The sequence below is a fragment of the Klebsiella quasivariicola genome (assembly GCF_002269255.1).
In the GTDB taxonomy this organism is placed as follows: Bacteria; Pseudomonadota; Gammaproteobacteria; order Enterobacterales; family Enterobacteriaceae; genus Klebsiella; species Klebsiella quasivariicola.
Genome location: NZ_CP022823.1, coordinates 1,994,729 through 2,020,406, shown reverse-complemented (window position 1 = coordinate 2,020,406; position 25,678 = coordinate 1,994,729). Strand labels below are relative to the sequence as shown.

The 25,678-nt window shown below is 49.3% G+C and carries 23 protein-coding genes and 3 pseudogenes; 18 read left to right on the top strand and 8 right to left on the bottom strand.

Annotation, left to right across the window (positions count from 1 at the left end):
- Positions 1–3 precede the first annotated feature (3 nt).
- Both B8P98_RS10080 and B8P98_RS31590 read left to right on the top strand, forming a co-directional pair.
- Positions 4–933 (top strand): aromatic alcohol reductase, encoded by a 930-nt coding sequence (locus B8P98_RS10080; protein ID WP_095032959.1) that lies wholly within the window; start codon positions 4–6, stop codon positions 931–933.
- Between the two features lie 21 nt (positions 934–954).
- Positions 955–1,153, top strand: a pseudogene (locus tag B8P98_RS31590) (DUF1471 domain-containing protein).
- 571 nt (positions 1,154–1,724) lie between these two features.
- On the opposite strand, the gene B8P98_RS10070 reads toward B8P98_RS31590, so the two are convergent.
- A complete protein-coding gene (locus tag B8P98_RS10070; protein WP_227542025.1) occupies positions 1,725–2,057 on the bottom strand; it encodes a YciI family protein in 333 nt (110 codons plus the stop codon).
- 99 nt (positions 2,058–2,156) lie between these two features.
- Here B8P98_RS10070 and B8P98_RS10065 point away from each other — a divergent pair, with 99 nt between their 5' ends.
- Together B8P98_RS10065 and B8P98_RS31585 are read left to right on the top strand one after the other, a co-directional pair.
- Complete coding sequence (locus B8P98_RS10065) at positions 2,157–3,050, top strand: LysR family transcriptional regulator (RefSeq protein ID WP_095032958.1); 894 nt, start codon at positions 2,157–2,159, stop codon at positions 3,048–3,050.
- 437 nt (positions 3,051–3,487) lie between these two features.
- Positions 3,488–3,809: pseudogene (locus B8P98_RS31585) on the top strand (IS66 family transposase); the annotation flags it as partial.
- 299 nt (positions 3,810–4,108) lie between these two features.
- On the opposite strand, the gene B8P98_RS10060 reads toward B8P98_RS31585, so the two are convergent.
- Entirely contained in the window at positions 4,109–4,831 is a 723-nt protein-coding gene (locus B8P98_RS10060) for a sulfite exporter TauE/SafE family protein (RefSeq protein WP_095033623.1), read from the bottom strand.
- 10 nt (positions 4,832–4,841) lie between these two features.
- On the bottom strand, positions 4,842–5,738 hold the full coding sequence (locus B8P98_RS10055; RefSeq protein ID WP_095032957.1) for an oxidoreductase: 897 nt from the start codon (positions 5,736–5,738) through the stop codon (positions 4,842–4,844).
- Between the two features lie 76 nt (positions 5,739–5,814).
- On the opposite strand from B8P98_RS10055, the gene B8P98_RS10050 reads away from it, so the two are divergent.
- From B8P98_RS10050 to B8P98_RS10040, 3 genes are all read left to right on the top strand, one after another.
- Positions 5,815–6,699, top strand: a complete 885-nt coding sequence (locus B8P98_RS10050) for a MurR/RpiR family transcriptional regulator (protein ID WP_095032956.1) — start codon at positions 5,815–5,817, stop codon at positions 6,697–6,699.
- Positions 6,699–7,556: a DMT family transporter gene (locus tag B8P98_RS10045; protein ID WP_095032955.1), complete on the top strand. Its 858-nt coding sequence runs from the start codon at positions 6,699–6,701 to the stop codon at positions 7,554–7,556. Before B8P98_RS10050 ends, B8P98_RS10045 begins: the two co-directional genes overlap by 1 nt.
- Before the next feature lie 235 nt (positions 7,557–7,791).
- A complete protein-coding gene (locus B8P98_RS10040; protein ID WP_095032954.1) occupies positions 7,792–10,566 on the top strand; it encodes a winged helix-turn-helix domain-containing protein in 2,775 nt (924 codons plus the stop codon).
- On the opposite strand, the gene B8P98_RS10035 is transcribed toward B8P98_RS10040, so the two are convergent.
- Positions 10,543–11,730 (bottom strand): MFS transporter, encoded by a 1,188-nt coding sequence (locus B8P98_RS10035; RefSeq protein WP_095032953.1) that lies wholly within the window; start codon positions 11,728–11,730, stop codon positions 10,543–10,545. The genes B8P98_RS10040 and B8P98_RS10035 overlap by 24 nt on opposite strands.
- A gap of 172 nt (positions 11,731–11,902) precedes the next feature.
- On the opposite strand from B8P98_RS10035, the gene B8P98_RS10030 reads away from it, so the two are divergent.
- Both B8P98_RS10030 and B8P98_RS10025 read left to right on the top strand, forming a co-directional pair.
- Positions 11,903–12,709, top strand: coding sequence for an SDR family NAD(P)-dependent oxidoreductase (locus tag B8P98_RS10030; RefSeq protein WP_016530710.1), 807 nt, complete (start codon positions 11,903–11,905; stop codon positions 12,707–12,709).
- A gap of 234 nt (positions 12,710–12,943) precedes the next feature.
- Positions 12,944–13,862 (top strand): annotated as a pseudogene (locus B8P98_RS10025) (hypothetical protein).
- Positions 13,863–14,437: 575 nt separating this feature from the next.
- Here the strand turns inward: B8P98_RS10025 and B8P98_RS10020 are convergent.
- The 4 genes from B8P98_RS10020 to B8P98_RS10005 form a co-directional block, all read right to left on the bottom strand.
- A complete protein-coding gene (locus tag B8P98_RS10020; protein ID WP_059476402.1) occupies positions 14,438–14,794 on the bottom strand; it encodes a helix-turn-helix domain-containing protein in 357 nt (118 codons plus the stop codon).
- A 112-nt stretch (positions 14,795–14,906) separates the two neighbouring features.
- Entirely contained in the window at positions 14,907–15,770 is an 864-nt protein-coding gene (locus B8P98_RS10015; RefSeq protein WP_004899294.1) for an efflux RND transporter periplasmic adaptor subunit, read from the bottom strand.
- Positions 15,767–15,982 (bottom strand): DUF1656 domain-containing protein, encoded by a 216-nt coding sequence (locus B8P98_RS10010; RefSeq protein WP_004899298.1) that lies wholly within the window; start codon positions 15,980–15,982, stop codon positions 15,767–15,769. Before B8P98_RS10010 ends, B8P98_RS10015 begins: the two co-directional genes overlap by 4 nt.
- A complete protein-coding gene (locus B8P98_RS10005) occupies positions 15,972–18,011 on the bottom strand; it encodes an FUSC family protein (protein ID WP_095032952.1) in 2,040 nt (679 codons plus the stop codon). Before B8P98_RS10005 ends, B8P98_RS10010 begins: the two co-directional genes overlap by 11 nt.
- 76 nt (positions 18,012–18,087) lie before the next feature.
- Here B8P98_RS10005 and B8P98_RS10000 point away from each other — a divergent pair, with 76 nt between their 5' ends.
- The 9 genes from B8P98_RS10000 (at position 18,088) to B8P98_RS09960 (ending at position 25,675) form a co-directional block, all read left to right on the top strand.
- Entirely contained in the window at positions 18,088–18,894 is an 807-nt protein-coding gene (locus tag B8P98_RS10000; protein ID WP_095032951.1) for an AraC family transcriptional regulator, read from the top strand.
- Between the two features lie 600 nt (positions 18,895–19,494).
- Complete coding sequence (locus tag B8P98_RS09995) at positions 19,495–19,680, top strand: AlpA family transcriptional regulator (protein ID WP_032936812.1); 186 nt, start codon at positions 19,495–19,497, stop codon at positions 19,678–19,680.
- Between the two features lie 61 nt (positions 19,681–19,741).
- Complete coding sequence (locus B8P98_RS09990) at positions 19,742–20,326, top strand: DUF2857 domain-containing protein (RefSeq protein ID WP_095032950.1); 585 nt, start codon at positions 19,742–19,744, stop codon at positions 20,324–20,326.
- The gene (locus tag B8P98_RS09985; RefSeq protein WP_095032949.1) at positions 20,316–20,525 is read left to right on the top strand and encodes a TraR/DksA family transcriptional regulator; all 210 of its coding nucleotides are present in this window, start codon (positions 20,316–20,318) and stop codon (positions 20,523–20,525) included. The genes B8P98_RS09990 and B8P98_RS09985 overlap by 11 nt, the downstream gene beginning before the upstream one ends.
- 397 nt (positions 20,526–20,922) lie before the next feature.
- On the top strand, positions 20,923–21,156 hold the full coding sequence (locus B8P98_RS09980; protein WP_032936876.1) for a hypothetical protein: 234 nt from the start codon (positions 20,923–20,925) through the stop codon (positions 21,154–21,156).
- A 71-nt stretch (positions 21,157–21,227) separates the two neighbouring features.
- Positions 21,228–21,890 carry a lytic transglycosylase domain-containing protein gene (locus tag B8P98_RS09975; RefSeq protein ID WP_095032948.1) on the top strand — a complete coding sequence of 221 codons (663 nt, stop codon included), beginning with the start codon at positions 21,228–21,230 and terminating at the stop codon, positions 21,888–21,890.
- Positions 21,887–22,165, top strand: a complete 279-nt coding sequence (locus B8P98_RS09970) for a TrbC/VirB2 family protein (protein WP_032936806.1) — start codon at positions 21,887–21,889, stop codon at positions 22,163–22,165. Before B8P98_RS09975 ends, B8P98_RS09970 begins: the two co-directional genes overlap by 4 nt.
- Before the next feature lie 11 nt (positions 22,166–22,176).
- On the top strand, positions 22,177–24,924 hold the full coding sequence (locus B8P98_RS09965) for a VirB4 family type IV secretion/conjugal transfer ATPase (protein ID WP_095032947.1): 2,748 nt from the start codon (positions 22,177–22,179) through the stop codon (positions 24,922–24,924).
- Positions 24,925–24,946: 22 nt separating this feature from the next.
- A complete protein-coding gene (locus tag B8P98_RS09960) occupies positions 24,947–25,675 on the top strand; it encodes a TrbJ/VirB5 family protein (RefSeq protein WP_095033622.1) in 729 nt (242 codons plus the stop codon).
- The last annotated feature ends 3 nt before the right edge of the window (positions 25,676–25,678 follow it).

The following is a 25,678-nucleotide window of genomic DNA, read 5'->3' as shown; positions in this document are numbered from 1 at the left end:
AATATGGCAGAGCATAAATTACACTCAGGTGAAAAAGTACTGGTCCTGGGTGCCGAACAACTCGGGGCGGCTGTACTGCAGCATCTGCTCCCGGCAGTCACTCAGCGCGAGGGCACTGTGTGCGTTATCGTTTCGCCTCGTGCCTGGGATGAACAAGGTCAACTGAGAGCTTCCACGCATCAAAAATATGTGGATGCCGGTGCAAAATTAATCCCTCTGGATATCGCCGCCTGCACAACGGACTCCCTGAAGGATCAATTTAAAGAGTTTGATACCGTTATCAATTGCATGGGGTTTGTTGCAGGCGCAGGCACCCAGATAAAAATTACCCGCGCAGTACTGGAAGCCGGAGTTAACCGCTACTTTCCATGGCAGTTTGGTGTTAACTACGATGTCGTCGGCAAAGGCAGCGGCCAGCCGGTCTGGGACGAACAGTATGATGTAAGAACATTACTGCGAGAACAACACAACACCGAATGGATCATTATCTCCACCGGTATGTTTACCAGCTTTCTCTTCGAGCCTGCATTCGATGTGGTGAATTTATCCGCACGGACTATCAATGCGCTGGGGGGATGGGACACACAGGTTACAGTAACTTCTCCGGAAGATATCGGCCGACTCACCACCGACATTTATCTACATCAGCCGCGTATTGCCAACGAAGTGGTGTTTGTTGCAGGAGAAACGACTTCCTATGGTGAACTGGCAGAAACGGTCGAGCGAGTGACACAACAAACCTTTGTAAAAAAGGTTCTGACCCTACCGACCCTGCTGGAGGAATTGCAGGCCAGCCCGGATGACCAGATGCTTCGCTATCGTGCGGCCTTCGCCCGAGGAGACGGTATGTGGTGGCCGATGAACGACACCTGGAACGTGCAGAATAATATTCCCACGCAGAATATCGCAGCCTGGCTTAAGTCATCCATTTAATTATTAATCAAGGGATTATCAATGAAAACTACCATGACGTTGTTATTCGTCTCTATAGTCCTGCCTTTTTCAGTCTGTGCTCAAACCGTGACGGCAACAGGCGATACGGAGCAGACGGAAGAAAAAAATTCGCCAGCAGGCTGACAGGGATTATAAAATCACCGAAGCCCGCATGGGAAATAAAGTATATATCACAGCAGAAAAAGTCCTGCCGGAATAAATAGATCTGGGTGAAACAGCCCCTTGAATTTACCAGGTATGGCTGTCGACGCAGTCAAGGATATTTATATCGTATTACATACTGGAGGTTTTTATTTTGATTCATCAATAAATTTATAAAGTATAACGGGTGGGTAACTGAGAGTTTTACCGTACGTATCAGGTAAAACTCCCCCACCATCATGTACAGCAACGCCAGTCTCCCCCTGGCAGCGGCGGATACCTGGTCCAGAAAATGCGAATAACTTATATACCAGGCATTTCTGAATGACCTGTTCTGAATGCCAGGGGACTACTTACAGGCAGATATCATTACGTAACTAAAAAAGTCGCATAGGATTTTATCCTGAATAAAAATCAGTACGTAAGATGCCTGTTAAAAAAATAACGATTTATGGAAACCACATGATGTTTAGTTCTGCAATCTGATAATTCATAATAATTTGTACGACTGTAAAATTTAAAAAATTACCGTCAGGCAGAGAGGCGAGTAACTGGCGGGGCTACTCACCTCATACCCGGTATATGAATACTACAGGATACTGATAGTAATTTTCTCGTGGCTCAAATTTTCAGCCAATTAAGTCCTGCAACTCACTGACCGTATTGTGGCTTGAATACCTGTCAAGCTGACCAAACAACGGGTCCCATTCATGGATTTCAAGTTTAGCGATGAGACCTTCACGAGCAAAAGGGTCCGCACTGATCATGGACTGGACTTCATCGCGCGTCTCAGCCCTGAAAATAAGAAATCCCGCCCGCAGCGGCGTGTTTTTGAGCGGACCGGACGCTAACAGTTTGCCCTGTTCTATCAGCCCCTTCAGATAAATCACATGCTCACGCACAAAGATATTCCACCCGGTGCCATCCGGATGGTCCATTCTGACTATATAAATCTGCATCATTTTCGCTGTCCTGTTCATGAGACAAAAAATAAGCATAATAAGTATTAGCAGTTTTTAAAATTCGCCAATATTGAGTTCTGAAACAACCAGGAGTAGCGAATGCTGGATAAACTTACCGGAATGCGGGCCTTCGTTGTTGTTGTTCAGACAGGCTCTTTTGTCGCGGCCGCAGACCGGCTCGGTATATCGCCTCAGATGGTGGCCCGCCATATCGCCACACTTGAGAAGCAGCTTGAAACGCGTCTGCTTAACCGAACGACGCGCAGGCAAAGCCTGACGCCGGCAGGCTCGCTGTACTACAGGCGTTGTGAAACAATTTTACAAGCCATCAACAGCGCAGAACGGGAAGCAAGCAGTACGAGCGAGGTTCTTGCAGGTACGCTACGGCTGAATGCGCCGGTAACATTCGGCCGTTATGTCTTAGTGGATTTTTTGAGCATATTTCTTGAGCGCCATCCGCAAATGCGCATTGAACTTACTCTTTCTGATGACGTTATTAATCCTGCTTCAGAAGATTTTGACCTGGTGATACGCATCGGCGAGCTTGATAAGAAACTCCGGCTTGCGGCAAAACCGTTGCCGCCATACCGATTTATTGTATGCGCAGCTCCTCAATACCTGACAAAGTACGGTCATCCAGAACAACCTTCTGATCTGAAACATCATGAGTGTCTGGTTTTTGCGCCCTGGTCTGCGGGATTAAGCCATTACTGGCCTTTTGCCAGTAATGAAGGACCTGCTGAAGTGATGGTAAACTCTCGCCTGGCGATTAACGACTGGGGAGCAATGCTTGAGGCTGCATTAAGGGGCACAGGTGTGCTGGTTGGTTATGAAAAAGGGCTCAGGAAACTTATCAACAGGGGAAAACTCATTCCTGTTCTGGAGGACTTCACTATTCCCTCACGGGAAATGCATTTATTGTACGACCCTTCTCGGGCTAACGAAAACCGGTATAAAGTTTTTATTGACGAATTGTATGAACATCTTAGCTAATTATTCCGGCAAACCTTTTAATAACAGCAATCTCACTTAGTATCATTGCTGTCAGTCAATTTCACAGCAGATGAGCAATAGCCTATCTCATTGGGCTATTTCTTTTGCCATTAAGAACGGACATTCGCCTGAAAGCTGAGATGAAATTTCTTTTTTTATTTAAGACACCTGTCTTGTCTTGAAGTAAGACTATCTCCTCTGTTCAGTTGGTTAAATTCAATCTGCCATTACAAAACGAGCTGAACGGTGTTTGAAGTGAGGGATTTTTGAAGTGCCCCCCCTCCCTGGACATTCCCCAAATGGTTAGTACCTGCCAACTTATCCCCGGAACAGGCATCTGCCTTAGACTGGATTCGTAGTGATCAGTAAGGATATATCTTCGGAGGTAACGTGATCTCGAAATGTATCCATATGAAACAGATAAAACCATGCCCGCGAACCCGCAGACGCATATTGCGGGTTCAGGGGGGCTGAAGGCAGATGCTAAGGCAGGGTTCAACGAGCTGTATCGCGAGTGACATATAAAGGAAGCGACAGCTGGGCTTACGCACAGCGAAAATCCACGACGTGCACGTGCGCACCCCGTCGGAAATAACGACCGAAGCACTGCATCGCATCGGTGAACTGTACGGCATCGAAGCCAGTATCCGGGGTAAAAGCGCAGCGGGCAGGCTGGATATCCGCCATGAAAAAGCAATACCGCAACCGAACGCACTGGAAGGTTGGCTACGTAAGAAACAGAAAATGCTCTCACAGCACTTGGATTCGGTTGCTGGAAATGCGGCTCATGATCCCGCCCCTGCGGATGAAAGTCGGATCCTCTGCGTATGCAAGAGGCTACGAGAGCTATTCGCCGTTCAGTAGGGAGTACGCACGAATGTTTGGATGTCACAGAAGCAGGATGCAACCATCGGTTCCCTGGCACTGGAGGATTATGTGGTAAAAGCACACGCCTAAGCAGGCGTTCTGCACCTCCGCAGAGAATGGGTTTGGTCGACCCGCCTTGATTGCCGTCAGCATAAACGGTCCGGTAGCGCCGTCAGCACAGGCGTGCCTTTTCATTTTAGGGAGAGGATCATTCCTGCTGCCCCGGCGATAAGAACCGCATCGATGAGAAACTCGAACGTGTGCATCTGGAGCCGCTGGACGAGACGTTTCGCAATCATCGACCCGGCGAGCAATGCGATGCCGATGGCAAACCCACGTGTGATGACGGCCGGTGCAAGGACGCCCGATATACCGAATGTACCGAGCTTGCCTGCGTAGAGCAGGATAGCGCTTGCCGCCTCCGATCCAAGAAACGCGCTGCCACTCATTCCGTACCCGGTGAATACCGGCACGCTGAGCGGCCCGGTGGACAGCACGAACCCCGTGAGGAACCCGACAATCGCCCCGGCAAAACTCAGGTGCCAGAGGTTCAGATTGAGGTTCGATCGTCTGATGAGGCGGCGCAGCGGGATCATCGCAAGGAAGAAAGCTGCCAGGAACATGTCCACAGTGGCAGGAGAGATCGTCAGCAGCGTGTGCGCCCCGAGCACAGCCGCAGGAACTCCCGCCAACGAATAGGCAAACACCGGCCGCCAACGGATCTCATGCCACCAGGCAATCACCCGCCCGATGTTGCCGAACAGGGACGCAATCGCCATAACAGGTACCGCGATCCGTGGCCCGTACAGAGTGATGAGGACGGGCAGCATGATGAGCGACGAGCCGGTGCCGACGACGCCGCTGAGCACTCCAGCTCCGAAGGCGAGGAAGAAGAGAAGTAATAGCGTGATCATCTGCCTGGGGTCAACCTGGACCATCGCTCGCAGCCGCAAGAAGCGGCACCAGGATATCACTGATCGGCGTTGGAATGCTGTGAACCCGGCCGCGACGCGCAATGACGCCGTTGCGGATATCCCATTCGAGCGGTCGGCCAGCTTCTCGATCCGTGAGGATGGAGGTGCTCATGTCTGCAGGAGCCGCCCGGAACTTATCGAGGATCTCCTGCGGCACTTCGTCGCCGAGTTCAGCGCCCTCTGCACGTGCCACGGCCAGGCATTCCTGCAAATAAGCCAGCGTAAGCCTGGCGATATCAGCGCGGCCGAACATGCCTGAGCGGCGGTGCGTGAGTGCCATGAGTCCAGCCACCGCATTCTGCATCAGCTTGCGCCAGGCCAGGGAACTGAAATTTGCGGCCAGGTCTACGGAGCACCACGTGCCTTGCAGCGCTGCGGCCACTACACGGGAAGCTGGTGTGTCTGGCACGCTGAGGAGCGCCTCACCACGCAAGCGTACCGAGCCATCGGACTGCGCTTGCGCAGGGAACCATACGACAGCGGGAACGATCTGTCCGGGCAGAGAGTACGTAGCGAGCCTGTCCAACTGTTCGACTCCGTTCTGGAGCACGCAGACAACCGTCTCCGGGCCAATCAACGACTTGAGCCATTCTGCTGCCGCGTCGATTTGTGTGGACTTGACTGCCAGAAAGACAAGATCAGCCTTGCGAGTGATTTGCGCCGGATTCGTCTGTACCGGACCGGGTACGGTGATAAAGCGGTCGCCATCTTGCAGCGTCAGGTGATCGCGGGGAGTACGTCCACACAGCAATGGTGTGCGGCCGACTTCTTGTAACGCCGCCGCGACTGTGGTGCCGATGGCACCTGGCCCCACAACAGCGACAACCGTATTGATTTCAGTGTTCATGAATGCGGACTCCTTGCAACAGAATCTACTTACGTGGTGGTTGTGCCCTTCACAAAGGGTATGTAATATATTACATATGAAAAAAGAAATTGGTAATAGAATTTCAGAAGGTGAGCAGCGGTTACAGCAATGGCTTGGCAGCATTCACGCCCGAAGCGGCGACCTCGCTGCAAGTGAGGCTAAAGTTGTCGATCTCCTGCTTGTCGATCCTTTGTTTGTCGGTACCAGCACGACAGCACAGGTTGCCACCCGTGCTGGTGTATCACCGCCGACAGTAATACGCGCTGCACGAGCGATCGGGTTCACCGGGTTCACTGAACTTAAGATAGAGATTGCCCGGGCTCGTGGTACTGCCCGATTCTTTGCACCGCCTGACGTTCTCACAGCGGATGCGACGTTGGCATCGGTGCTGGAAACATCAGTTCGTACTGGTGTAGACGCGCTGACTGCGATCAGCGGTGCTATCGAAATCTCCGCCCTTGATGAGGCGGTCGATTTAATCCAGAGCGCACGCCAAGTATTTGCATTTGGTGCTGGCCCCTCGGCTACGGTTGCCGCTGATGCTGTTTTTCGTCTGCGAACGGCTGGTGTGATAACCATCAGTATCCAGGATTATTTATCAGCGATGATTGCTGCTCGCCTCCTCGGTCCAGGCGACGTGATGATCGTCGTCAGTTCAACAGGTCGCACATCATCCACACTCGCCATCGCTGATGCCGCATCCTCGGCCGGAGCATCGCTTATCGCAATAACTAACCAGTACGATACCCCACTGGCGACACTCGCCAACGTGTCGCTCATTGTTGGCGGAATGCCACTCCCGGCACAGATGGCTGCTGCCGGGAGTCGACTGGCCCAGCTCATCGTTATTGATACGCTGGTCGCTGCTCTCACTCTGCGGGATAAAGAACAAAGTCGCCGCGCTGAACGGGCGGGGATTGATTTGCCGGATATGTCCTGATGCAGCTCAGCACGATTGCGATGATTCTTACTGCTGCGGTAGCTCATGCAGTATGGAATATTGCCTCAAAATACAAGAGGGAAGACACACTTGTGTTCGTCTGGGCGTACAGCTGTGCCTCAGCATTGCTGTGGCTCCCGTTCAGCCTCATTCTGATAGTTGAGGGACAACAGGAGCTCGACTGGCGACTCGCAGTCGGCGCAGTTATCTCGTCTGCACTTCATATCGCTTATTCTCTCATCTTGCAGGCGGGCTACGAGCGCGCCGAACTGGGTGTTGTTTATCCGATTGCCCGGGGAAGTGGGCCGGTTCTGACGATACTTTTTGCAACCCTTCTCATGGGAGAACGGCTTTCACCAGGAGCTTTAATCGGCGCTTTTATCGTTATCGCTGGTATTTTCGTTGTCACCGGCAATCCGTTCAGGAGCGGAAGCCGACCACTACAGGGAATGCTTTGGGGGGCAGCGACAGGCACCGCCATCGCTGGCTATACACTCTGGGACGGTTATTCGGTAATCTCTCTGCACCTGGATCCAGTGCGCTACTACGCCAGCACACTCCTGCTACAGAGTGTGATTCTTACCCCTGGTGCGATGCGGCGACGAAATCGCATTCCAACTGCTGTACGTGTGGATATCATCCCAATCCTTATCATTGCTGTATGCTCTCCCCTTGCCTACATCCTTGTACTGACAGCCATGCAGAGCATGCCACTGGCACTCGTCGCTCCTCTCAGGGAAACATCCATTATTGTCGGCTCCCTTCTTTCGTACTGGCTGTTTCGTGAAAATCATCTGGCACGCCGGATTGCCGGTGCAGTGGTGGTGCTGACCGGCATCGCAATAATTAGCCTTTGATCGCTTCGTTGGATGCCAATCGTCGTCTTATTGTCAGCGTGGGTCGTTCGTCGAAGTTCAGTTTTCATCACCAGTTTGATCGCAAAGCTATGCCACATAGCACTATTGGCTTTATAATCATTAACGGTAAAAGTGGTATTGAATAGTGATACTCCGATGCAACACATTCAACATGTAGCCTGATTCTGATAACCGCTTTCGTTAGAAATGGCTTACTCCATAGCGAGAGTTCGTGATGCTCAAAACAGAAGATCTCAACACTATGATATCAATTGATGAGATTCACTTTGCTGACTGGCAAATCTGGCCACAGCTAAGGATTCTGTTACATCGGGGTAAGCCAGTAAGAATTTCTGCCAGAGCTTTTGATGTTCTGGTTGTTCTGGTGAGTGCCAGAGGTAAAGCCGTAAGTAAAGAATCTTTACTTACGCAAGTGTGGGGAAATGAAATCGTCGAAGAAAATAATCTTCAGGCACAAATTTCAGCTATACGCCGCATACTGGGACATGACCGCCATCTACTGGTTACTGAATTTGGTTGTGGTTATCGCTTTAATATCAACAAATCGCCAACTGAACCGCTCTCTAAATCAAAAATACCTGAGCCCGCTATTACCCCTTTTCTAGCGTCGATTCTGGGGCGTGATAAAGCTGTGCAGGAATTATGCGCCTTATTGGATCAATACCGTCTGGTGACGATTACAGGCTCAGGGGGCGTGGGTAAGACTCGTCTGGCATGGGAAGTCGTCAGTCTTACACACACGCATTTTCCTGATGGAATATGTGTGGCTGAACTGGCTCATATCACCGAAGCATCCAGCTTGCTATCCGTTATTTCACAAGCGCTCCATCTTCCATTAGCTGCCATTCATAATGATGCCGATTCACGGCAACAGCTTGCACGGCGTCGATGTTTACTGCTGATTGATAACTGTGAACATGTAATTAATGAACTTGAACCAGTGATTACGTTGCTCCTGCACCTGGCTCCCCATATCAAACTGTTGTTGACCAGCCAGGTAGCGTTGCAGGTTGCCGGCGAGCAACAATATCTACTACCACCATTACAAGTTCCTGAGAGCGAAGAGGCTGATACCCACGAGTTACTGAATTTTTCCAGTGTCCGCCTCTTTATCGAACGCGGGCAGGCAAATCGACATGATTACCATCCATCAGCCAGCGAACTGTCTTTGATTGGCGAGTTATGCCGTCATCTTGACGGTTTGCCGTTGGCGATTGAACTTGCGGCCTCCCGTCTGCCAGTCATGAGTGTCAAAGAGATCTATAGCCGACTGGAAGACCGTTTCCAGCTATTGAGCAATACGCACAGATCTCTGGAGCCCAGACATCAGAAAATACTGACCGCGCTGGAGTGGACTTATCAGTTGCTCAACACACGTGAACAACGATTATTTTGCTCTCTGGGGATCTATACCGATATGTTCAGTGTGAAATCAGTAAGCGACCTTCTGCTGATTAAAGACAAGCATCGCTGGCAGGTTGTTGACGATCTGCAAAGATTACTGGCTTTATCCCTGATTCAAGTCAGTACTCAGGTACCAGAGACCCGTTTCCGCCTGCTGGAAACCATGCGCCAGTTCGCATGCGATAAACTCAGGCAACAGGGTGAATATACTGTTCTTGAGGCCCGTTTTGCCGGTTATTATAAAGTTCTGGTAGAAGAGGCCCAAGGTGATTGGTTTATGCTGCCAACGGGACAGTGGCGTGAACGTTATAGCCATATGCTTAATGATTTGCGGAGTGTATTACAGCAAACGTTGACTGAGGGGGCCGATCCTTCTAAGGGGCTTAAGATATTACAAGCGATGACCCCTTTTTGGATTGAATATTCACTATACGATGAATGTCAGCGCCATATTTATCCTCTGCTTTATGAAAATACTTCGCAGGTAGTATTAACGCTACGCCAGAGAATGAATCTCAGCGCTGTAGCAGGTAAGGCGTCAACCTGGGCAAAAGGCCCTACGCCTGAAACACATTCAGCCTGGAAAACCGCGCTGACAATTGCAGAAAAGCTCGACGACAAAGAAATACGTTTACAGGCACATTACGGATTATGGTTGTATTATCTGCGTACTGGCGAGTTGGATAAAGCGCTTGAGCATGCGCAATCTATGTGCGAGCTAGCACGGTCCATTACCGACGAGGAGGCGATGGCAACCGGGCTGCGTATTCTCGGTGTATCCCTGCATTTTTTGGGCCGTCATGATGTCGGGCGTGATTATCTCCAGCAATCTCTTGATTGGTATGAACATGGTGAATTAAGCCACTCTTTCCGTTTTGGTCTTGATCAAGAGAGCGCCGGTCAGGCCTTTCTGTCTCGTTTACTCTGGTTACAGGGTGAGTATAAGGCCGCGAAACAGATGGCATGGCGCGGTGTTAAAAAAGCCGCTCGTTTGCAGCATGTCTGTTCTCTTTGCTGTGCACTGGCTGAAGGCGCTTGTATGACAGCAGCACTGGATCGTAATCCGCGTTGGGTTATAAAGGCCGCAAACTGGCTTATTCATCTGGCAAAAAGGCATGATTTATATTTCTGGAAGACATACGGCGAGCTGTTTCTTGTTTGGGCCAAACAGTTCAGTCATACCGATGTTAGTCAAACCACACTGTTTAGCTCGTTGCGGACGATGGGATTAGATTGGCAATATTCACCCTTGTTGTCAGAAATTGATACCGGGTTATCGCTGAGAGCCACCCGCCAGGATCATGAAAACTGGTGCACGCCTGAGCTGATGCGTCTTTCTGCCACTCAATTACCTCCTCGGAAGCAACGCCTGCTGTTGGAGAAGGCCCTGGACAAAGCGCGTCAGCAACAGGCTCATGGCTGGGCCCTCCGTATTGCTTATTCATTGGCGACATTGCAGGCTGAAGCCGGGGAAAAATGGGCTGCTAAACAATTGATACAGGACGCTTTACATGATGTTGATGACTCAGACAATGCGACGGATGTAAGAAGTGCTATTGCGCTATGTGCCCGAATAGGGGCCTGAATATTTACGTTTTACGGCTATCAACATCCCCATGATCACGAGTCCGCCCCCTGCTGAAGAAATCAGCGCCCAGCTATGAGTTGTCTCCCATAACCAGGTGGCAGTCAGTGAGCCACATGCTCCGCCAATAAACATAACGCACATAAATAATGTATTAAGACGGTTTCTGGCATCCGGACGCAAAGAATAAATCGTGTGCTGATTAGCTATCAGTACACATTGCTCACCCGCATCCAGTAGTAGAATGCCCACCACCATACCCACAATACTGTTCCATCTCCAAAAAACAGTCCAGGCTAGCAGCATGAGTATCACACCAAAAACAACCATTCGGAATGGTCCCTGACGATCGCTGAAACTTCCCGCCAGAGGCGCACACAGAATACCGATTAACCCCAAAGCAGCTAGGGCGCCGGTTATCCCTGCACCGTAATCGTAGCGATGAGCTAACCAGAAAGGGAGCACGGTCCACAGCACGCTGAAGGAGGCAAACAGCATTGCTTGTGTAAGAGTTGCACCACGCACCTGCGGCTCGTTTTTCCACAGCAGTCCTAATGAACGTAATACCGCCAGATAGTTAAACTTTGGCGTTGACAACGACTGAGTAGGCAAAATGCGTAAGATGAAAAATATAGCCAGCAATGTCATGATCGCGCCGGATAAAAAGACGCCACGCCAGCCGAAATACTGACCAATAAGGCCTCCGATAGCCCGGCCAGCAAGGATACCTGCCAGGACACCGCTCATCACCGTACCAACGGTTTTACCTCGTGCAGAAGTTCTTGAGAGCGAGGCGGCAAGCGGCACTATCTGTTGAGCTACTGTTGCAGCCATCCCGGTAAGGAAGGAGAAGAACACCAACACTGTCGCCGTTGGGGATAACATCATGCCGATCATTGCCAGGAAAAGCACCTGCGCTTGACGCAGGATAAGCCGCTGACGTTCAATATAATCGCCCAGGGGGATCAGAAAGAATAAGCCCACCGCATAGCCTACCTGGGTGACCATGGGGATCAAAGAAACAGCTCCCCATTCATTGGGAAATGATCCGGCAATTAAATTCAGGACAGATTGATTAAAATAAATATTAGCCACAACAATACAACAAATAATCCCCAGCATAAGAATCCTGGTAGAAGAAAGCCCGTGATTGTCCGAACGCATTGACCACTCCTGGCACTAAACTCAATATTGTCTGGAGTATAAGCAAAGGCGACACCCAACTCTTTGACCGCTTTTTTCAGACATCTGAATTCTGATGCACAAGCTCCTGAAAAAGAGATTTGTTACTAATACTGCTCATGTTATTGACTGTGCTTAACTTGAGGAGCAACAAATGGATTTAAAACTGACTGGAAAAGTGGCTCTGGTAACTGGAGCCCATACCGGAATTGGTTTCAGCATTTGTGAAGAATTGGCCGTGAATGGTGTGCATTTAGTCATGGTGGCCAGACGAGAACCTGAGCTGATTCTTGCTGCGAAAAAAATTTCAGAGAAATACGGTGTTTCGGTGCTGCCTATTGCCGGGGATGTGACTGATCCCAAACTACCTTCTTTAGTGGTTGAACAAGCGGAAAAAGTTTTTCAGCGTATTGATTTACTGGTGAACAATGCCGGAAGAGCTCATGCGGGCACGCTGTTAACCACTTCGGAAGAAGACTGGCAGATAATGACTGAGACCAAATTCTCCGCCATGCGACGTTTTTGTAAGGTAATCATTCCCGGGATGCAGAGACGAAACTGGGGGCGTATTGTCAATATCTCATCCATTGGCGGTATCTACCCTAATCCGCAACTTACCGTCTCACACGCACTGAGCGCCGCTATCAACAACCTGACCCGTAGTTTAGCACTTAGCGTGGCTCCGGATGGCATTCTGGTCAATGCGATCGGAGTGGGTGCTGTCGCGACGGATAACTGGGCGCAGAACATGCTACCGAATGTTCGCAATCGTCGTCCTGAACTGGCTGACAGAACAGACGAAGAGGTAATGGCATTACTGGGTAAAGAGAAAACGCCTGTGGGCCGCTTTGGACTTCCTGAAGATATTGCTGCAATTGCTACGTTCCTACTTTCTGGGAGGAATCAGTTTGTTACTGGACAGACAATTGAAGCATCAGGCGGAGCAGACAGATTTATGTAATGTCTTCCATTCAACTTAAATAATGTTTGAGAATTGAATTAGTTTAACCTGATATTTGTTCTTCTTTTCAATCACTGCGAAATATGAGGCCGGATATGGGGGACTGAAACGCTAAGAAGCCCCCGTATCAATATAATCCAAATATTATAACGTAATAGATCCCGCACCATGAAATTAATTTCACTGGAAAATTCATGGTATTTTTTTAAAAAATAGAAATAGAGGCAAACCACTATGTCAAAAAAACAAACACTATCAAATACAAACTATAGTTCGCCTGACTGGCTGACTATCCGTGAAGCAGTCGAAGTGATAAATAAAAAAGGACTGAAGATTAAAAAAAAGTGACATTTACAGGCATGCATTACATGGCAGCATTCATCTCTCTATTTACTTTCAGTCGCCAATTACATTACGAAAAATACAGAGATCGAGCTACAAAGTAAGGCTCAGACCATGTGATATGTCATCAATAAATCGTTTATGTCTTCTTGACAAAAAAGCGTTTATTGAAGGACATAATTTTATTGTTAGCACTACTGGCAAATATATCATTCCCACAGAGAGAGTGATTGACACTCTATTGATTGGATATGAATATGTTCTAGTACAAAAATTACTTTCCCAATCTCTTAAAATACCATTACCTGTAACAGGAGCTATTGATTTTAATCATGGCATAACAGTTAGCTTACAAGGAGAACCATTTCAACTATTCGATAAAATGACATGGGAAGAAAGAATAACACAAAAAATTATGCAACTCCCTAAAAACATTTCACCATATGTACATAAAGAGATATTCTCAAAGAGGATAAATAATTACCTGGGGAAAGAGTATTTCCCGGCTCATATTTTACCTCGGGATGCCTGGTTTGTTATTCGACATGCTGAACTTGATAAAGTCATTGACATCATAACCAATAGCAGAGTGCCCCCATTATCTGCAACGCGAATATCAACACCACTATCTCGTTTTTTCTGGCTGGCCTGTAAAAACAATGAAGTCATCCGTCCATTAATTAGTAAACCGTACAAACTACTATCTATTTTCGAACAATGGGCATCTGACGAAGGCATTACCGACAGGCTCAGTGGTGATAAGTTAAAAACTGCACTCGTACGCGGTTCCCCCACATCAATGTCTGATTGACGCAAGTGAATTTTACCAAACCCAAATGTCCGTATTAAGGACTCTAAAATCAGTAATACGGACATAATTAGTTTTTTTGACTCTTTTTTCCTTGTCACCTCAAGGGACATTGTATTTCTGTACTACTGGTATCAATACATATCATCAATTATCAAGCATTAGAAAAGTAAAAGCAAGCAACAGTACTTAAATGCTCGCAACCACGCATATACATTAAAGCCACTCCTTATTAAAGGAGGGTTTAGTCGAATTGCATAGGTTCGCTCGAATCCAAAATCCACAAAATAGATTAACCTTAGCTCATCCAACTACTAAATACATACATGGGTTCGTAATTATATTCCAATTAATGAATCAGACTGTACTAACCGATACCTTACACATGCAAAAGCATGAAAAAAACATATTGCACAGAAAGCCTTAAGTTCATTTACAATGAAATAAATGAGAATTTTTATTTTCTTCAAAAATCTATAACAGCGGTACTAAGACCATTATTACAAGATGAACCCCACCCATAACCCAGATACTTACTAAGGATTTAAAAACTCATCCTTATGATACGGGTAATTACCTTACCCCCAAGAAGAGTTATTTTTAATATTGACGGCATTTTTTCTATACCGGTGTGGTGGGACATTATATCTTTTTCGGAATGCCCGAGTTAATGATTGCTGAGAGTCAAAGCCAAATCGCATCGCGATGTTTATCAAAGGTTCATTTGTTGTGATAACAGCCTCTAAAATAAGACATAATTTTTTCTCTCTGATAAAACCTCCCAGGCTCTGCCCTGTTTCAGAAAAAAACAGTCTCTGCAAATGCCATTTTGAATATCCGGACCTGATAGCCACATCATCAATTTTTAGTGGCATCTCTATATTTTTGTTTATCCAGATAATTAAGTTATTTACAAAATCTTTTCTGTTTTTCATAACCGAAACCTTAGAATTACTCTACTAGAAATACATTTTCATCAGGCATATAGATCAAGAGCTGACAATCCCTAAGTTCTGCATAAATCCTCAATAGAAACCATACTTTTTATTATGGTGTGATGGATATACTCGCAGACAGTCCAGCCACCAATTCAACTCCCTCCGGCAATCTGTCAATATGAATCCGAACCGGGATACGCTGCGCGAGCCGCACCCAGCTAAAGGTTGGCTCGACATTAGGCAGGCCAAGCCCCCCGGTCTCGTCATTGTTATCATCTATTCCGCGTCCGATACTCTCAACATGACCCGTGATCACCGGCTTAAATCCCATCAGCGTAATGTGTGCAGTATTTCCCGTGCGGATATGTTGCAACTTAGTCTCTTCAAAATAGCCAACCACCCAAAAACTATTGGCATCAATGATGGAAACTTTAGTTTCTCCCGCTGTGGCATAGTCACCAGGGCGAAGCCGCAAATGTGTGACATAGCCCGTAACCGGTGACCGAACAATAGCATGCGATAAGTTAAGCTCTGCAAGGTCCAGCGCAGCCAGTGCACCGTGGTAATTAGCCGCAGCGACGCTGGCTGCGCTGGCTGTTTGTTGTAAATCCTCGCTGGAAATCACCCCTTTAATCTGAGAGCGTCGCCTCGCCGCATCCTGGCGCATCAGCATTTCATGACGTTTCGCCTCAACATCAGCCTGGGCGCTGACCACTGCCAACCTCAACCAGTGCGGGTCAATGGAATAGAGCACATCGCCCCGATTAACCCACTGATTATCGCGGACGGCCACATTCAGAACCGGTCCAGAGACATCCGGCGCAATCTGGACCACATCCGCACGAACCCGACCATCGCGGGTCCAGGGGGTTTGCACATAATGTTTCCAGAGAATAAAAGCCAAAAGCGTAGCAACCGCCACAGCGCTGAGCGTCAGCAAATAGCGGCCCAGTAGAGAAAGTAACGATTTCATTTTAAAAACCCCAGTTCGGTCAGTCCCTGCAACAACAGGTAAAAAGTAATAATAAAGATGGAAAAATCGATCATCGGGCGAAACGGCAAGCGACGGTAACCCTTGCTTAGCGAGAAAAGCTGCACGAGTAATAGCGTACAGGTGAGCGCGACGAGGGAAATTAACAGTAGACCGGGTACAAAAACGCCCTCAATATTGAAATCATTGATCATCGACAGGCTCCATTTCCTGAGTGCTTAATGCGCAGTACAGATCAACCAGTTGATTAACATGATGCCGCGATAGTTCATCTGCTACGGACAGGCTACGCTCAGTCAGGCTGACAATCCGTTCAAGTAAGGTGTTAATATCCGTCGAGTGTGTAAGACAATTGAGAACCTCTTTTATTTCTTTGTCTGCATGCGCATCCCATCGGCGTAATCGCATTACACACAGGCCTATACGCAGGGTGTGCAAAAGATGATTCAATGCCTGTTCTGATGACTGTCCGCTGCGCGGCAAACGTGGCAGTATCAACGCAGCCCGATCGATCATCAGGTTGATCCAGAGAGTTTCATCAGTATTCAACACACCTTTCACGCTGCGGTTAATATCGCGCTGGCATAATTTAAGCAGGCGATTTATTGCCGCATCTGCCTGCACAGTCTGCAGAAAGCCCATGCTGAATACCGCAAAGCCAGTTGCAGAAAATAATGCGATAGAGGTATTCACCGCCACGGCAAAATCCCCGCTGTAATGAGCACCCAGCTCGCACAAAATAGGCAGCGTCAGTGTGATCCCCATCGCCATAAACGTGGTGGGCGGCCTTGCCTGGAGCGATCCGGCAAGCAGATATACCGGAGCTAGAACCACTACCAGCACGATAAAATCACTGACTTGCGGTAGGAGAACGAAGCTGTAAATCAGGCTTATCACAACTCCCCAGAGGGAACCAATGATGTATTTCACAATATGCGGGGCAGGCGTATCGAAGCTGCCAAACAGTGTGCAACAAACGCCAAGGATAGATACTGCCGTACCGCCATCAGGCCATGCCGAGAAAATCCACACCATGCAGCCGCTCAAAATGATGGTGAAAGCGCCCAATGCGGTGCGGGCAGCAGTAAGAGGATCGCGGTGGAATACATACCCTTTCACGGTATTCATTTCTGAGTGCGCAGGCATCTGATTCGCGTGATGAATGGCATCCGAAAGACGATAGCACTGCTGCACGAGGACAATGGCCTCTGTCAGGTAGCGCATAAAACTTACATGCAGTGCTTCTACAAACGTCAACTCATGTACGACATAGCGCTGCAGTAATTTTTCACTGCGTTTTTTGAGCGCTTCCCCCTCGCTTTTAAATTTTCCTTCATCTTTGCAGGCCAGCCAGACCTCAACATCATCCATTAAAATTTGCACATCGAAAGGTATCTTCGCTATCAGCGCTAAACGGTCACGTAACTCACAGTTAACAATGACTAATCGCGCAAGCCTGTCATGAAGCCTTTTTCTCGCTTGCCGGACCGGTACAGAGAACGCAAAATCATAAGGGATATGATGGCTGATGCCCTGCAGGAACTGCAATGCCAGTGCCATATGCAGCGGCGAGGAAACAGGATCGGGTTTGCCTGTTAAAGTCTCTGCGATACGCTGTCGCGCCGCGAGCAGCGTCTGCGATAATTTACTGTTGAACTGGCCTGAGATGCGCGCGGGTAATACATAGCGATGAATAAGTGCCGCGCAGAAGATACCGATCATGATTTCCTGTACCCGAGTGATAGCGATGTCAAAAATCGCGCCAGGATCGGATACAGCAGGGAAGCCAATCAGACTCGCAGTGTAACCAGCAAGGACAAAACCATAGGCCCGGGGCGTACGTTCCAGCAAGGACAAATAGAGGCAGAATGTAATCCAGCCTGCCAGTATCACGCTGCAAAATACGGGGGAATTCACGAACGTGGGTACAATTAATACCGTCATGCCAGCGCCAATAACCGTTCCCACCAGACGATACAAACTTCTGCTTAGCGATGCTCCGACGGAGGTTTGGGAAACAATATATACGGTGATAATTGCCCAGGAAGGCCGCTCCAGGCCAATTGATAATGCAATATAGTATGCGAGCATCGCAGCGGTAAAACTCTTCGCCGAATAGAGCAGAGCGTTCGCATCATTCAGTAGTGAAGGAGAAGCCATACCGTGAAGACGATGGCATATCGTGTGTAAAAAAATGAAAGTAACTCGCGTTAATTTTTTCATGCCGGAAATTATTACCGGCTTGCATATCCACTTAAATACTCTATTCTGTCAAAAAATACCTAAATGTTGCCAATCTATGTTACCCCCACTTGCCAATACGCTGTTCGATCCGGATACCACCTCCTGCCCCGCAGTCGCGCGTCATTTAGATTTTGTCGATTACGCGGCCGAAGTGCCTGTGCATACGCACCGCAAAGGGCAATTGATTATTGCCCTCTATGGAGCGGTCATTTGTCGCGCCGAAAATGATATCTGGATCGTGCCGCCTGATTGTGCCGTCTGGATCCCTGGGGGAGTGCCGCACAGCGCAAAAGCTACTTGGAATGCGCATCTCAACTATCTTTTTATCGAGCCTGGAGCCGCCGAGCTGCCGGAGCGATGCTGCACTCTGGCCATTTCTGGTCTGATCAAAGAACTCATTGCCCGTTTAACCCACGAGGGCATCGGATACCCACCAGAAAGCCATCTAGCCAGACTGACCAGAGTAACACTTGATGAATTAGCCACCATGCCTCAGCAGAAACTGAGCCTCCCTGTGTCGTCGCATCCTAAAATCCGCGCCATGGCCGATGCTCTGGTCAGTCAACCTGATGACCGAAGCACATTCAAAACATGGGCAAAAAGACTGGCGCTTAGCGAGCGTTCTCTCGCGCGTTTAATGCTGCGCGAAACCGGGTTGACGTTCGGACGCTGGCGTCAGCAACTGCAACTGATAATTGCTCTCCGGGAACTGGCTAGCGGCGTTTCGGTTCAGAATGTTGCGGCTAATCTGGGGTATGAATCGGTTAATGCGTTTATCACCATGTTCAAAAAAACCATGGGCAGTACACCCGCACACTATTTTGCCGAACGGAAAACAAGCGCACACTTAACCGATATTTAGCGACATCAGGTTTTCCAAGAAACCAGAGGTGAGTCATAGAGCTGCCATATCCGTCTCCCTGTGCGGGGGATCACACTACAGAATCTTTACGGCATGGAACCTCCAGCCAAGACTATATTGCCTCAGCCGCCTTAACGATAACAAGAATCAAAGGACTTTATTATATCTGTTGGATCGGTCTATACATGATCGGGAAGCACAATCAATTCAGCATTGTGTTAAGGAAGTAGTTGAGCATATATGTTTCGACCACACAGAACACTTCTATGGCGATGCTTCATAGCGCATTACCGCTAGAGTGGTAACGCCCCCCCTGACTGAAATTCACAATGAATGTATTTAACCGCATCTTTTTATTGTCCTCATTATCACGCTAAGTCATGACACCATTGCACCAGCGAAACGCTGAAAACTACACAGCAGCACAACTATCCTTCTCCACATCCTTATACAACTAATAACTTATTATTTATTCACTACAAAACCGTACTAAGGATCTTCCCATCAGTAATAAGGTGCTATCGGCTTTTCCTAAGCTTACTGCTGTGTTCTTTTATTTTCTCTGGACATGCACCAGTCATTCCACAATAGGAGAATACAATGACATCACATCAGTTATTACGTTTAAAACAGGTCGAAGAAAAAACCGGTTTGAAACGCTCTCAAATTTACTTGTATATGAAAAATGGTTCGTTCCCACGTTCAATAAAAATTGGCCCGGCCAGTGTGGCCTGGCTCGAATCGGAAATTGATGAATGGATCAACCTTAAGTTAGCCGGACGTTAGATCAGTTAAAAATGTCCGTTTATTTGCTCAACTTTTCCATATAGATTGAGGAGATAACAGAATGATTCCATTAATTAATTACACCATCTTAACTGATGCATTGCACGCTCTGAAAGAAGGCAATATTCGTCACTGTGAATCCCTCGGATTTACTTTCGACGAAATGAATGCTCTTAATCAGTTATCACTCGATGAGCTGTTTACGGTCAGCCGGGCGGCAGCTCCCTTTGTTTCGGTCAGTGTCCGCCATGATGTTCTGCATCATTTACTGGCGCAGGCCCGCCAGGAATACCACCATCAACAGGAGATTAACCGTGCTATCCGCCTGGGTGGCTCTATCTCGTTGCTCAACCACTATTTTGGCCTGACATCAAATGAAGTCTGCCTTCGCCGACGGTTGCTGGGTGTAAGCGTGCCGTATGGCCGAACGCCTGAACCGGATGAAGAGACGGATGCGGCTATCTGGCTGCAATGGCAGAAGTGCCGGGTGGAAAACCTTGAATCCCCCGACGCGCTGGCCGCCATGATGCAGGTGACGGAAAAGCTATTGCCGGACGCCGAAGGTCTGTCTCTCACCACCATCTGGAAGCGCATCACACTCTGCGAAAAGGAAGCCGCCAACAGGAGGGCATCAAATGCCGGATGAGATCGACCGCGATCAGGAGTTCAATGAACAACGACTGGAAGAGATGATTGAACAGAGCCGTTTCAAACCAGGAACAACACCATCATTATTCCACTGCCGTTTATGCGGTAAACCTATTCCTGAAAAACGACGGCAGGCACTACCAGGCGTAACAACCTGTACGGAATGTCAGGATAAACTTGAACGCCATCGTTGTTAAATGTGAACCAAAAGACGTATGAGTAATAAATGCTCATACGTCTTTATCTGTATCAGAAAATAAAAATTAATCCCCATAATTTACTTCAACTTCCTTTCCTGCTCTCCAATTTCTTTATTTATCCATCCGACTAACTCTTTCATTTTTGTTTTGAGTTTATCGTTTATGACTCGATCCAGACCCCTCATGCTGAACACGCCATTACAGAATGGTTGCCCTAATGGACGTTAATTCGTCCGGGCCGGGTATTGCTCTTTAATAATACGGGACGGGCTGTCACAAAACCACAATTCAGGGTGCCGCTGAATGTTCTCGCTGACCCGTTAAAACCGGAATGCAGAATCGGGACGTGATCGAAAAAATATTATTTTCTACCATTTTATTAAAAGGGCTCATCATGAGAAAACCCGATTATTATGCATATGTTACCCAGGAAAGTCAGCCGGATACTCAGGGCGAGAAAAATACATACTGGACAAAAGTCGGCGTTGCCTTTGCTCACCACGGTAAAGCCGGTCTGAATATTGTCCTGACGCCCGGTATTGCCGTCTCCGGCAAACTAGTCCTGCTGGAACCCCGCGAGGAAAACAGTCCGCAGCAGAGTACGGCTCCTGTCGAAACCGCGCAGTAATCCCTTTGATTCTGACTCCACAGCATGCAGCGTCTGCAGACCCTGCATGCTGTCTGCTTTCTGAGGCCATCATGCTTTCCACCACTGCCTTTCTGGCGGCGGCCATGCAGTGCGCCGCCAGCATTCATCCGTCCACGGCACTCGACGTGGCGCGGGTGGAATCCGGTTTTAACCCGTATGCCATTGCCGAGATTGTTCCGAACTCCGGAGAATCTTCCGGCGATAAACACGTTAATTCTCACCAGCCAGCCAGTCGGGGAGAGGCAGAGCATATTCTCCGCCGCCTGATGGCTCAGGGCCGCCGTTACTCTGTCGGCCTGATGCAAATCACCAGCACCAATTTCCGCCATTACGGCGTCACGGCCAGCGACCTGCTTAACCCTTGCATCAATCTGTCGGTATTTGAGCGCATTCTCGCCGACTGTTACCGGCGCGGTGGCACCCTGAAACGCGCACTCAGTTGTTACTACTCCGGCAACTTTGAAACCGGCCAGCGACCGGAATCCGCCTTTAACCAGACCAGCTACGTGCAGCGCATTGGCTATGTCGTCCCGTCCACCCGGGAAGACCGGCAGCGTGACCCTGACCGGAACGCGCAACCGCCTGTCCGTTATCCCGCAGTTGTGCTGCGTGGCGATCCTGCCGGTGCCACTGCGCCGGTCCTGACTTCTCTGCATTATCCCGGTGCCGTCATTCGCGGCGCTATCCCTGTTATCCCTGATGAGGATAAATGATCATGCGTAAACGCCGTTACTCCGTTGTTGCTTCCGTGCTGCTGCCTGCCCCGCTGCTGGCGGCGGACAGCGGATTTAACAAGGCCAATGAGACACTGAGCAATACTTCGACCGGCCTGCTGGGACTGGCCGCCGTCACCATCACGCTGGCGACCATGTGGGTGGGCTACAAGGTGCTTTTCGACGGCAAGAGCCTGCACGACATGCGTAACGTCATCATCGGCGCGATCCTGATTGTCGGCGCGTCCGGCTTCGGTGCCTACTGGGCGTCATAAGCGAGGTAACGATGGCTACGCTGAATAAAGCACTTACGCGGCCTGCCGCCATTATGGGTATTCCTCTGGTGCCGTTCGTTCTCGTCAGCGGGGCCATCGTCCTGCTGGCGGTCTATGTCAGCTATTACCTGGCACTGTTGCTGATCCCGGCCTGGGCGGAAATGAAAAATAAAGCCCGAAAGGACATTCATTATTTCAGTCTGCTCTGGCTGGCGTTTAAAACCCGTGGACGACTTTTCACCAATACCCATTTTGGCGCGAATGCCCTTCTGGCGAATCAGTACGATAATGTTGATGTCTCGGAGTTTATTCAGAAAATGAAATTAAACGAGCGTATTACGCTGGATAAATATATTCCGTACTCCTCCCATATTCACCCTTACGTCATCAGAAACCGTCACCGTGATTTTGTTGCCACGTGGGAACTGGGCGGCACAGTCTTTGAATGTGAAGATGAACATCACCTGACCCTGATGGCCACGTATCTGAACAATATTATCCGCTCGTATGAAGGTCTGCCGGTAACATTTTATATTCACCGGCTCCGTGAAAAATACCATGATGCTTTTGAAGCCTGTTCGGGTATTCCTTTTTCCGATGACGTGACGCGGCGGTATTACCAGCCGGTAAAAGAAAAACCGTTCTGGCGGCACCGGCTGTTTTTCACCGTCTGCTACGCACCGTTCTCTCAGATTGAGAAGAAAACAATGAAAGCGCAGTCGCACGGTAAACGCCAGCCAGCTCTGGATGACGCGCTCAAAATCATGCTGGAATACCGCGAAGCACTGGAATCTTCATTATCCCGCTATATGGCAACGCCGCTGGGGATATATGAAGAAAACGGGCGGGTATATTCCTCGCAACTGGCGTTCTTCCACCGCCTGATCACAGGCCAGTGGCAGAAAGTGGCCGTAACGCGCTCGCCGTTTTATGAAACGTTAAGCACGCCGGACGTGTTTTTCACCACCGACACTGGTGAATGCCAGACGGTCAGCGGTTCCCGCTTCTTCCGCAGCCTGGAGATTAAGGATTATTCCCCGGAAACCCATACCGGTATGCTGGATGCGCTGCTGTACGCTGAAAGCGAGTATATTCTGACGCAGTCCTTTACCTGTATGGCACGGGATGAGGCGCAGAATCATATCCGGCTGGCGGAAAAACGGCTTAACTCCACGGACGACGACGCGATTTCCCAGCGCGAAGAGCTGATTGTCCTGCGCGACCTGCTCCAGTCCGGACATGTGTCGTGCGGTAAATTCCACTTTTCCCTGCTGATCTCCTCAGACAGTGCCGGACAGGTGGTGAAGGACACTAACGTTCTGGCCCAGCCCTTCGCCGATCTGGGTATTATGACGACGCTCTCCACCCTGTCACTGCCCGCCGCGTATCTGGCGCAACTGCCGGGAGTCTATACGCTGCGTCCCCGACTGGTGGCCGTCAGCAGCCAGAATTTTGCCGATATGGCCTGCCTGCATAACTTCCATTCCCACAAACGCAGCGGTAATCCGTGGGGGGAAGCCATCGCCATCCTCACATCTCCTGGCGGTGGCGGGTATTACCTGAACCTGCACGACAGCCAAGCCGGGCGGGATGACACCGGAGAGAAAACGCCGGGGAATACGGCGATTATCGGAAAAACCGGCTCCGGTAAAACCCTGCTGATGACCGTCATGCAACAACTGATGCAGAAGTACCGTAACCCGGCGTCGTTTGCGCCTTCTGCCACCCTCAAACGGCTGACCACGGTGTATTTCGATAAGGACCGGGCGGCGGAGATGGCGATCCGCCAGGTGGGTGGACGATACTTCCGCATCCGTACCGGCGAGCCCACCGGCTTCAACCCGTTTGCGCTGGAGCCAACCCGCCGGAACATCAGTTTCATCAAACGGCTGGTGCGCATGCTGTGCCGCCGAAACGGTAAGCCGCTCGATCCGCGCGATGAGGAGCGGATCAGTGCCGCCGTGGACACCATCATGCTGGACTATCCGCCGGAGTTCCGCCGGTTCGGGATCACCCGGCTGCTGGAAGTGCTGCCGGAGCCGCCGACTACAGATGCCCGCACCAACGGGCTGCGTATTCGCCTGAAACAGTGGGCGCAGGGGGGCGAGTTCGGCTGGGTGTTTGATAACGAGGCTGATACTTTCACCATCAGCGATGTCGATAACTTTGGTATCGACGGCACCGAATTTCTGGATGATGACGATATTCGCGGCCCCGTGACCTTTTACCTGCTGTACCGTGTGACCAGTCTTCTGGACGGTCGCCGCCTGGTGATGTTTATGGATGAATTCTGGCGCTGGCTGGCCGATGTCGAATTTTCCCGCTTCTCGCTCAATATGCTGAAAGTCATCCGCAAGCTGAACGGTATCTTCGTTCCGGCAACACAGTCACCGGATGAAATCGTCAGACACCCCATAGCCCCGGCGATTATTGAGCAGTGCGGTACCCAGATTTTCCTCGCCAATACGAAAGCCAGTCATGCAGATTACGTGGAGAAAATGAAAGTGCCGGAAAGTGTTTATGAGATGGTCAGAAACCTGGATCCGGGCGAGCATTATATGGTCATCCTGAAAACACCGTTGCGGGCCGGAGAAACCCGCCCGTTTGTGGCAATGGCGAAAATGGATCTGTCCGGACTGGGTAAACTCACCCGGCTTCTCAGCGGCAGTGAGGACAACCTGAAAATATTCGATGCCATTTATCAGGACGGTATGCGACCTGATGAATGGAAAGATACCTTCCTTGAGCGGGCAATCTGATATTCATACGGAGGTCATTGATATGCGTAGCAGATATACCTTTCTGGCATTATCGTTATTTTTCCCGACGCAGGCGTTCAGCGCCGGAATACCGGTTTTCGACGCCGTGCAGAATACCGAATCCATTAACCAGTGGATGCAGAAATTACAGCAATGGGAGGATACGGTTACCCATTATAAAAGTGAACTTGATGCGTATAAGAAGCAACTGGCTACCGCAACCGGCGTGCGGGATATTCAGGGTTTTCTCAGTGATGCCCGAAGCCTGAAAACCGATATTGATAATCTCCGTAAGAACGGTATTTCACTGGATGATCTGCTGACCACGCAGAACAGTTCATATTCTTCTGAACTGCAAAACCTTTACAATAAATACAAATCGTTCAGCGTATGCAGCGAGGAACAGGAAGGAATAAAATCTCAGGCCCTGGCCGACAGTTGTAAACAGATGATCCTCAATCAGGCAATGGCGATTGAGAATACCACTGACGTTGAAAACAGGATCAACAGCACACTCAGCGATATATCAGACTTATCTGACCGTATATCGAATGCGCAGGACTCGAAAGAGTCTCAGGATCTGGCTAACGCCATCGCAGCGAAAAGCGTACAGTTAAATGCGCTGACGAATCAGTGGGAGATGTCTGTCAGACAGGCTGAACAGCGAACGACATTGCTGGAACAGCAAAGACAGAAAGCCTTTGAACAGCAGCAGCTAACGGCACCTGTTGCTGACCTTAATAATTTATAAGGA

What these genes read in the sequence shown, in the direction of transcription:
- B8P98_RS10080 (WP_095032959.1), top strand. Translation starts at nt 4, where the DNA reads ATGGCAGAGCATAAATTACACTCAGGTGAAAAAGTACTGGTCCTGGGT.
- B8P98_RS10070 (WP_227542025.1), bottom strand. Translation starts at nt 2,057, where the DNA reads ATGATGCAGATTTATATAGTCAGAATGGACCATCCGGATGGCACCGGG.
- B8P98_RS10065 (WP_095032958.1), top strand. Translation starts at nt 2,157, where the DNA reads ATGCTGGATAAACTTACCGGAATGCGGGCCTTCGTTGTTGTTGTTCAG.
- B8P98_RS10060 (WP_095033623.1), bottom strand. Translation starts at nt 4,831, where the DNA reads ATGATCACGCTATTACTTCTCTTCTTCCTCGCCTTCGGAGCTGGAGTG.
- B8P98_RS10055 (WP_095032957.1), bottom strand. Translation starts at nt 5,738, where the DNA reads ATGAACACTGAAATCAATACGGTTGTCGCTGTTGTGGGGCCAGGTGCC.
- B8P98_RS10050 (WP_095032956.1), top strand. Translation starts at nt 5,815, where the DNA reads ATGAAAAAAGAAATTGGTAATAGAATTTCAGAAGGTGAGCAGCGGTTA.
- B8P98_RS10045 (WP_095032955.1), top strand. Translation starts at nt 6,699, where the DNA reads ATGCAGCTCAGCACGATTGCGATGATTCTTACTGCTGCGGTAGCTCAT.
- B8P98_RS10040 (WP_095032954.1), top strand. Translation starts at nt 7,792, where the DNA reads ATGCTCAAAACAGAAGATCTCAACACTATGATATCAATTGATGAGATT.
- B8P98_RS10035 (WP_095032953.1), bottom strand. Translation starts at nt 11,730, where the DNA reads ATGCGTTCGGACAATCACGGGCTTTCTTCTACCAGGATTCTTATGCTG.
- B8P98_RS10030 (WP_016530710.1), top strand. Translation starts at nt 11,903, where the DNA reads ATGGATTTAAAACTGACTGGAAAAGTGGCTCTGGTAACTGGAGCCCAT.
- B8P98_RS10020 (WP_059476402.1), bottom strand. Translation starts at nt 14,794, where the DNA reads ATGAAAAACAGAAAAGATTTTGTAAATAACTTAATTATCTGGATAAAC.
- B8P98_RS10015 (WP_004899294.1), bottom strand. Translation starts at nt 15,770, where the DNA reads ATGAAATCGTTACTTTCTCTACTGGGCCGCTATTTGCTGACGCTCAGC.
- B8P98_RS10010 (WP_004899298.1), bottom strand. Translation starts at nt 15,982, where the DNA reads ATGATCAATGATTTCAATATTGAGGGCGTTTTTGTACCCGGTCTACTG.
- B8P98_RS10005 (WP_095032952.1), bottom strand. Translation starts at nt 18,011, where the DNA reads ATGAAAAAATTAACGCGAGTTACTTTCATTTTTTTACACACGATATGC.
- B8P98_RS10000 (WP_095032951.1), top strand. Translation starts at nt 18,088, where the DNA reads ATGTTACCCCCACTTGCCAATACGCTGTTCGATCCGGATACCACCTCC.
- B8P98_RS09995 (WP_032936812.1), top strand. Translation starts at nt 19,495, where the DNA reads ATGACATCACATCAGTTATTACGTTTAAAACAGGTCGAAGAAAAAACC.
- B8P98_RS09990 (WP_095032950.1), top strand. Translation starts at nt 19,742, where the DNA reads ATGATTCCATTAATTAATTACACCATCTTAACTGATGCATTGCACGCT.
- B8P98_RS09985 (WP_095032949.1), top strand. Translation starts at nt 20,316, where the DNA reads ATGCCGGATGAGATCGACCGCGATCAGGAGTTCAATGAACAACGACTG.
- B8P98_RS09980 (WP_032936876.1), top strand. Translation starts at nt 20,923, where the DNA reads ATGAGAAAACCCGATTATTATGCATATGTTACCCAGGAAAGTCAGCCG.
- B8P98_RS09975 (WP_095032948.1), top strand. Translation starts at nt 21,228, where the DNA reads ATGCTTTCCACCACTGCCTTTCTGGCGGCGGCCATGCAGTGCGCCGCC.
- B8P98_RS09970 (WP_032936806.1), top strand. Translation starts at nt 21,887, where the DNA reads ATGATCATGCGTAAACGCCGTTACTCCGTTGTTGCTTCCGTGCTGCTG.
- B8P98_RS09965 (WP_095032947.1), top strand. Translation starts at nt 22,177, where the DNA reads ATGGCTACGCTGAATAAAGCACTTACGCGGCCTGCCGCCATTATGGGT.
- B8P98_RS09960 (WP_095033622.1), top strand. Translation starts at nt 24,947, where the DNA reads ATGCGTAGCAGATATACCTTTCTGGCATTATCGTTATTTTTCCCGACG.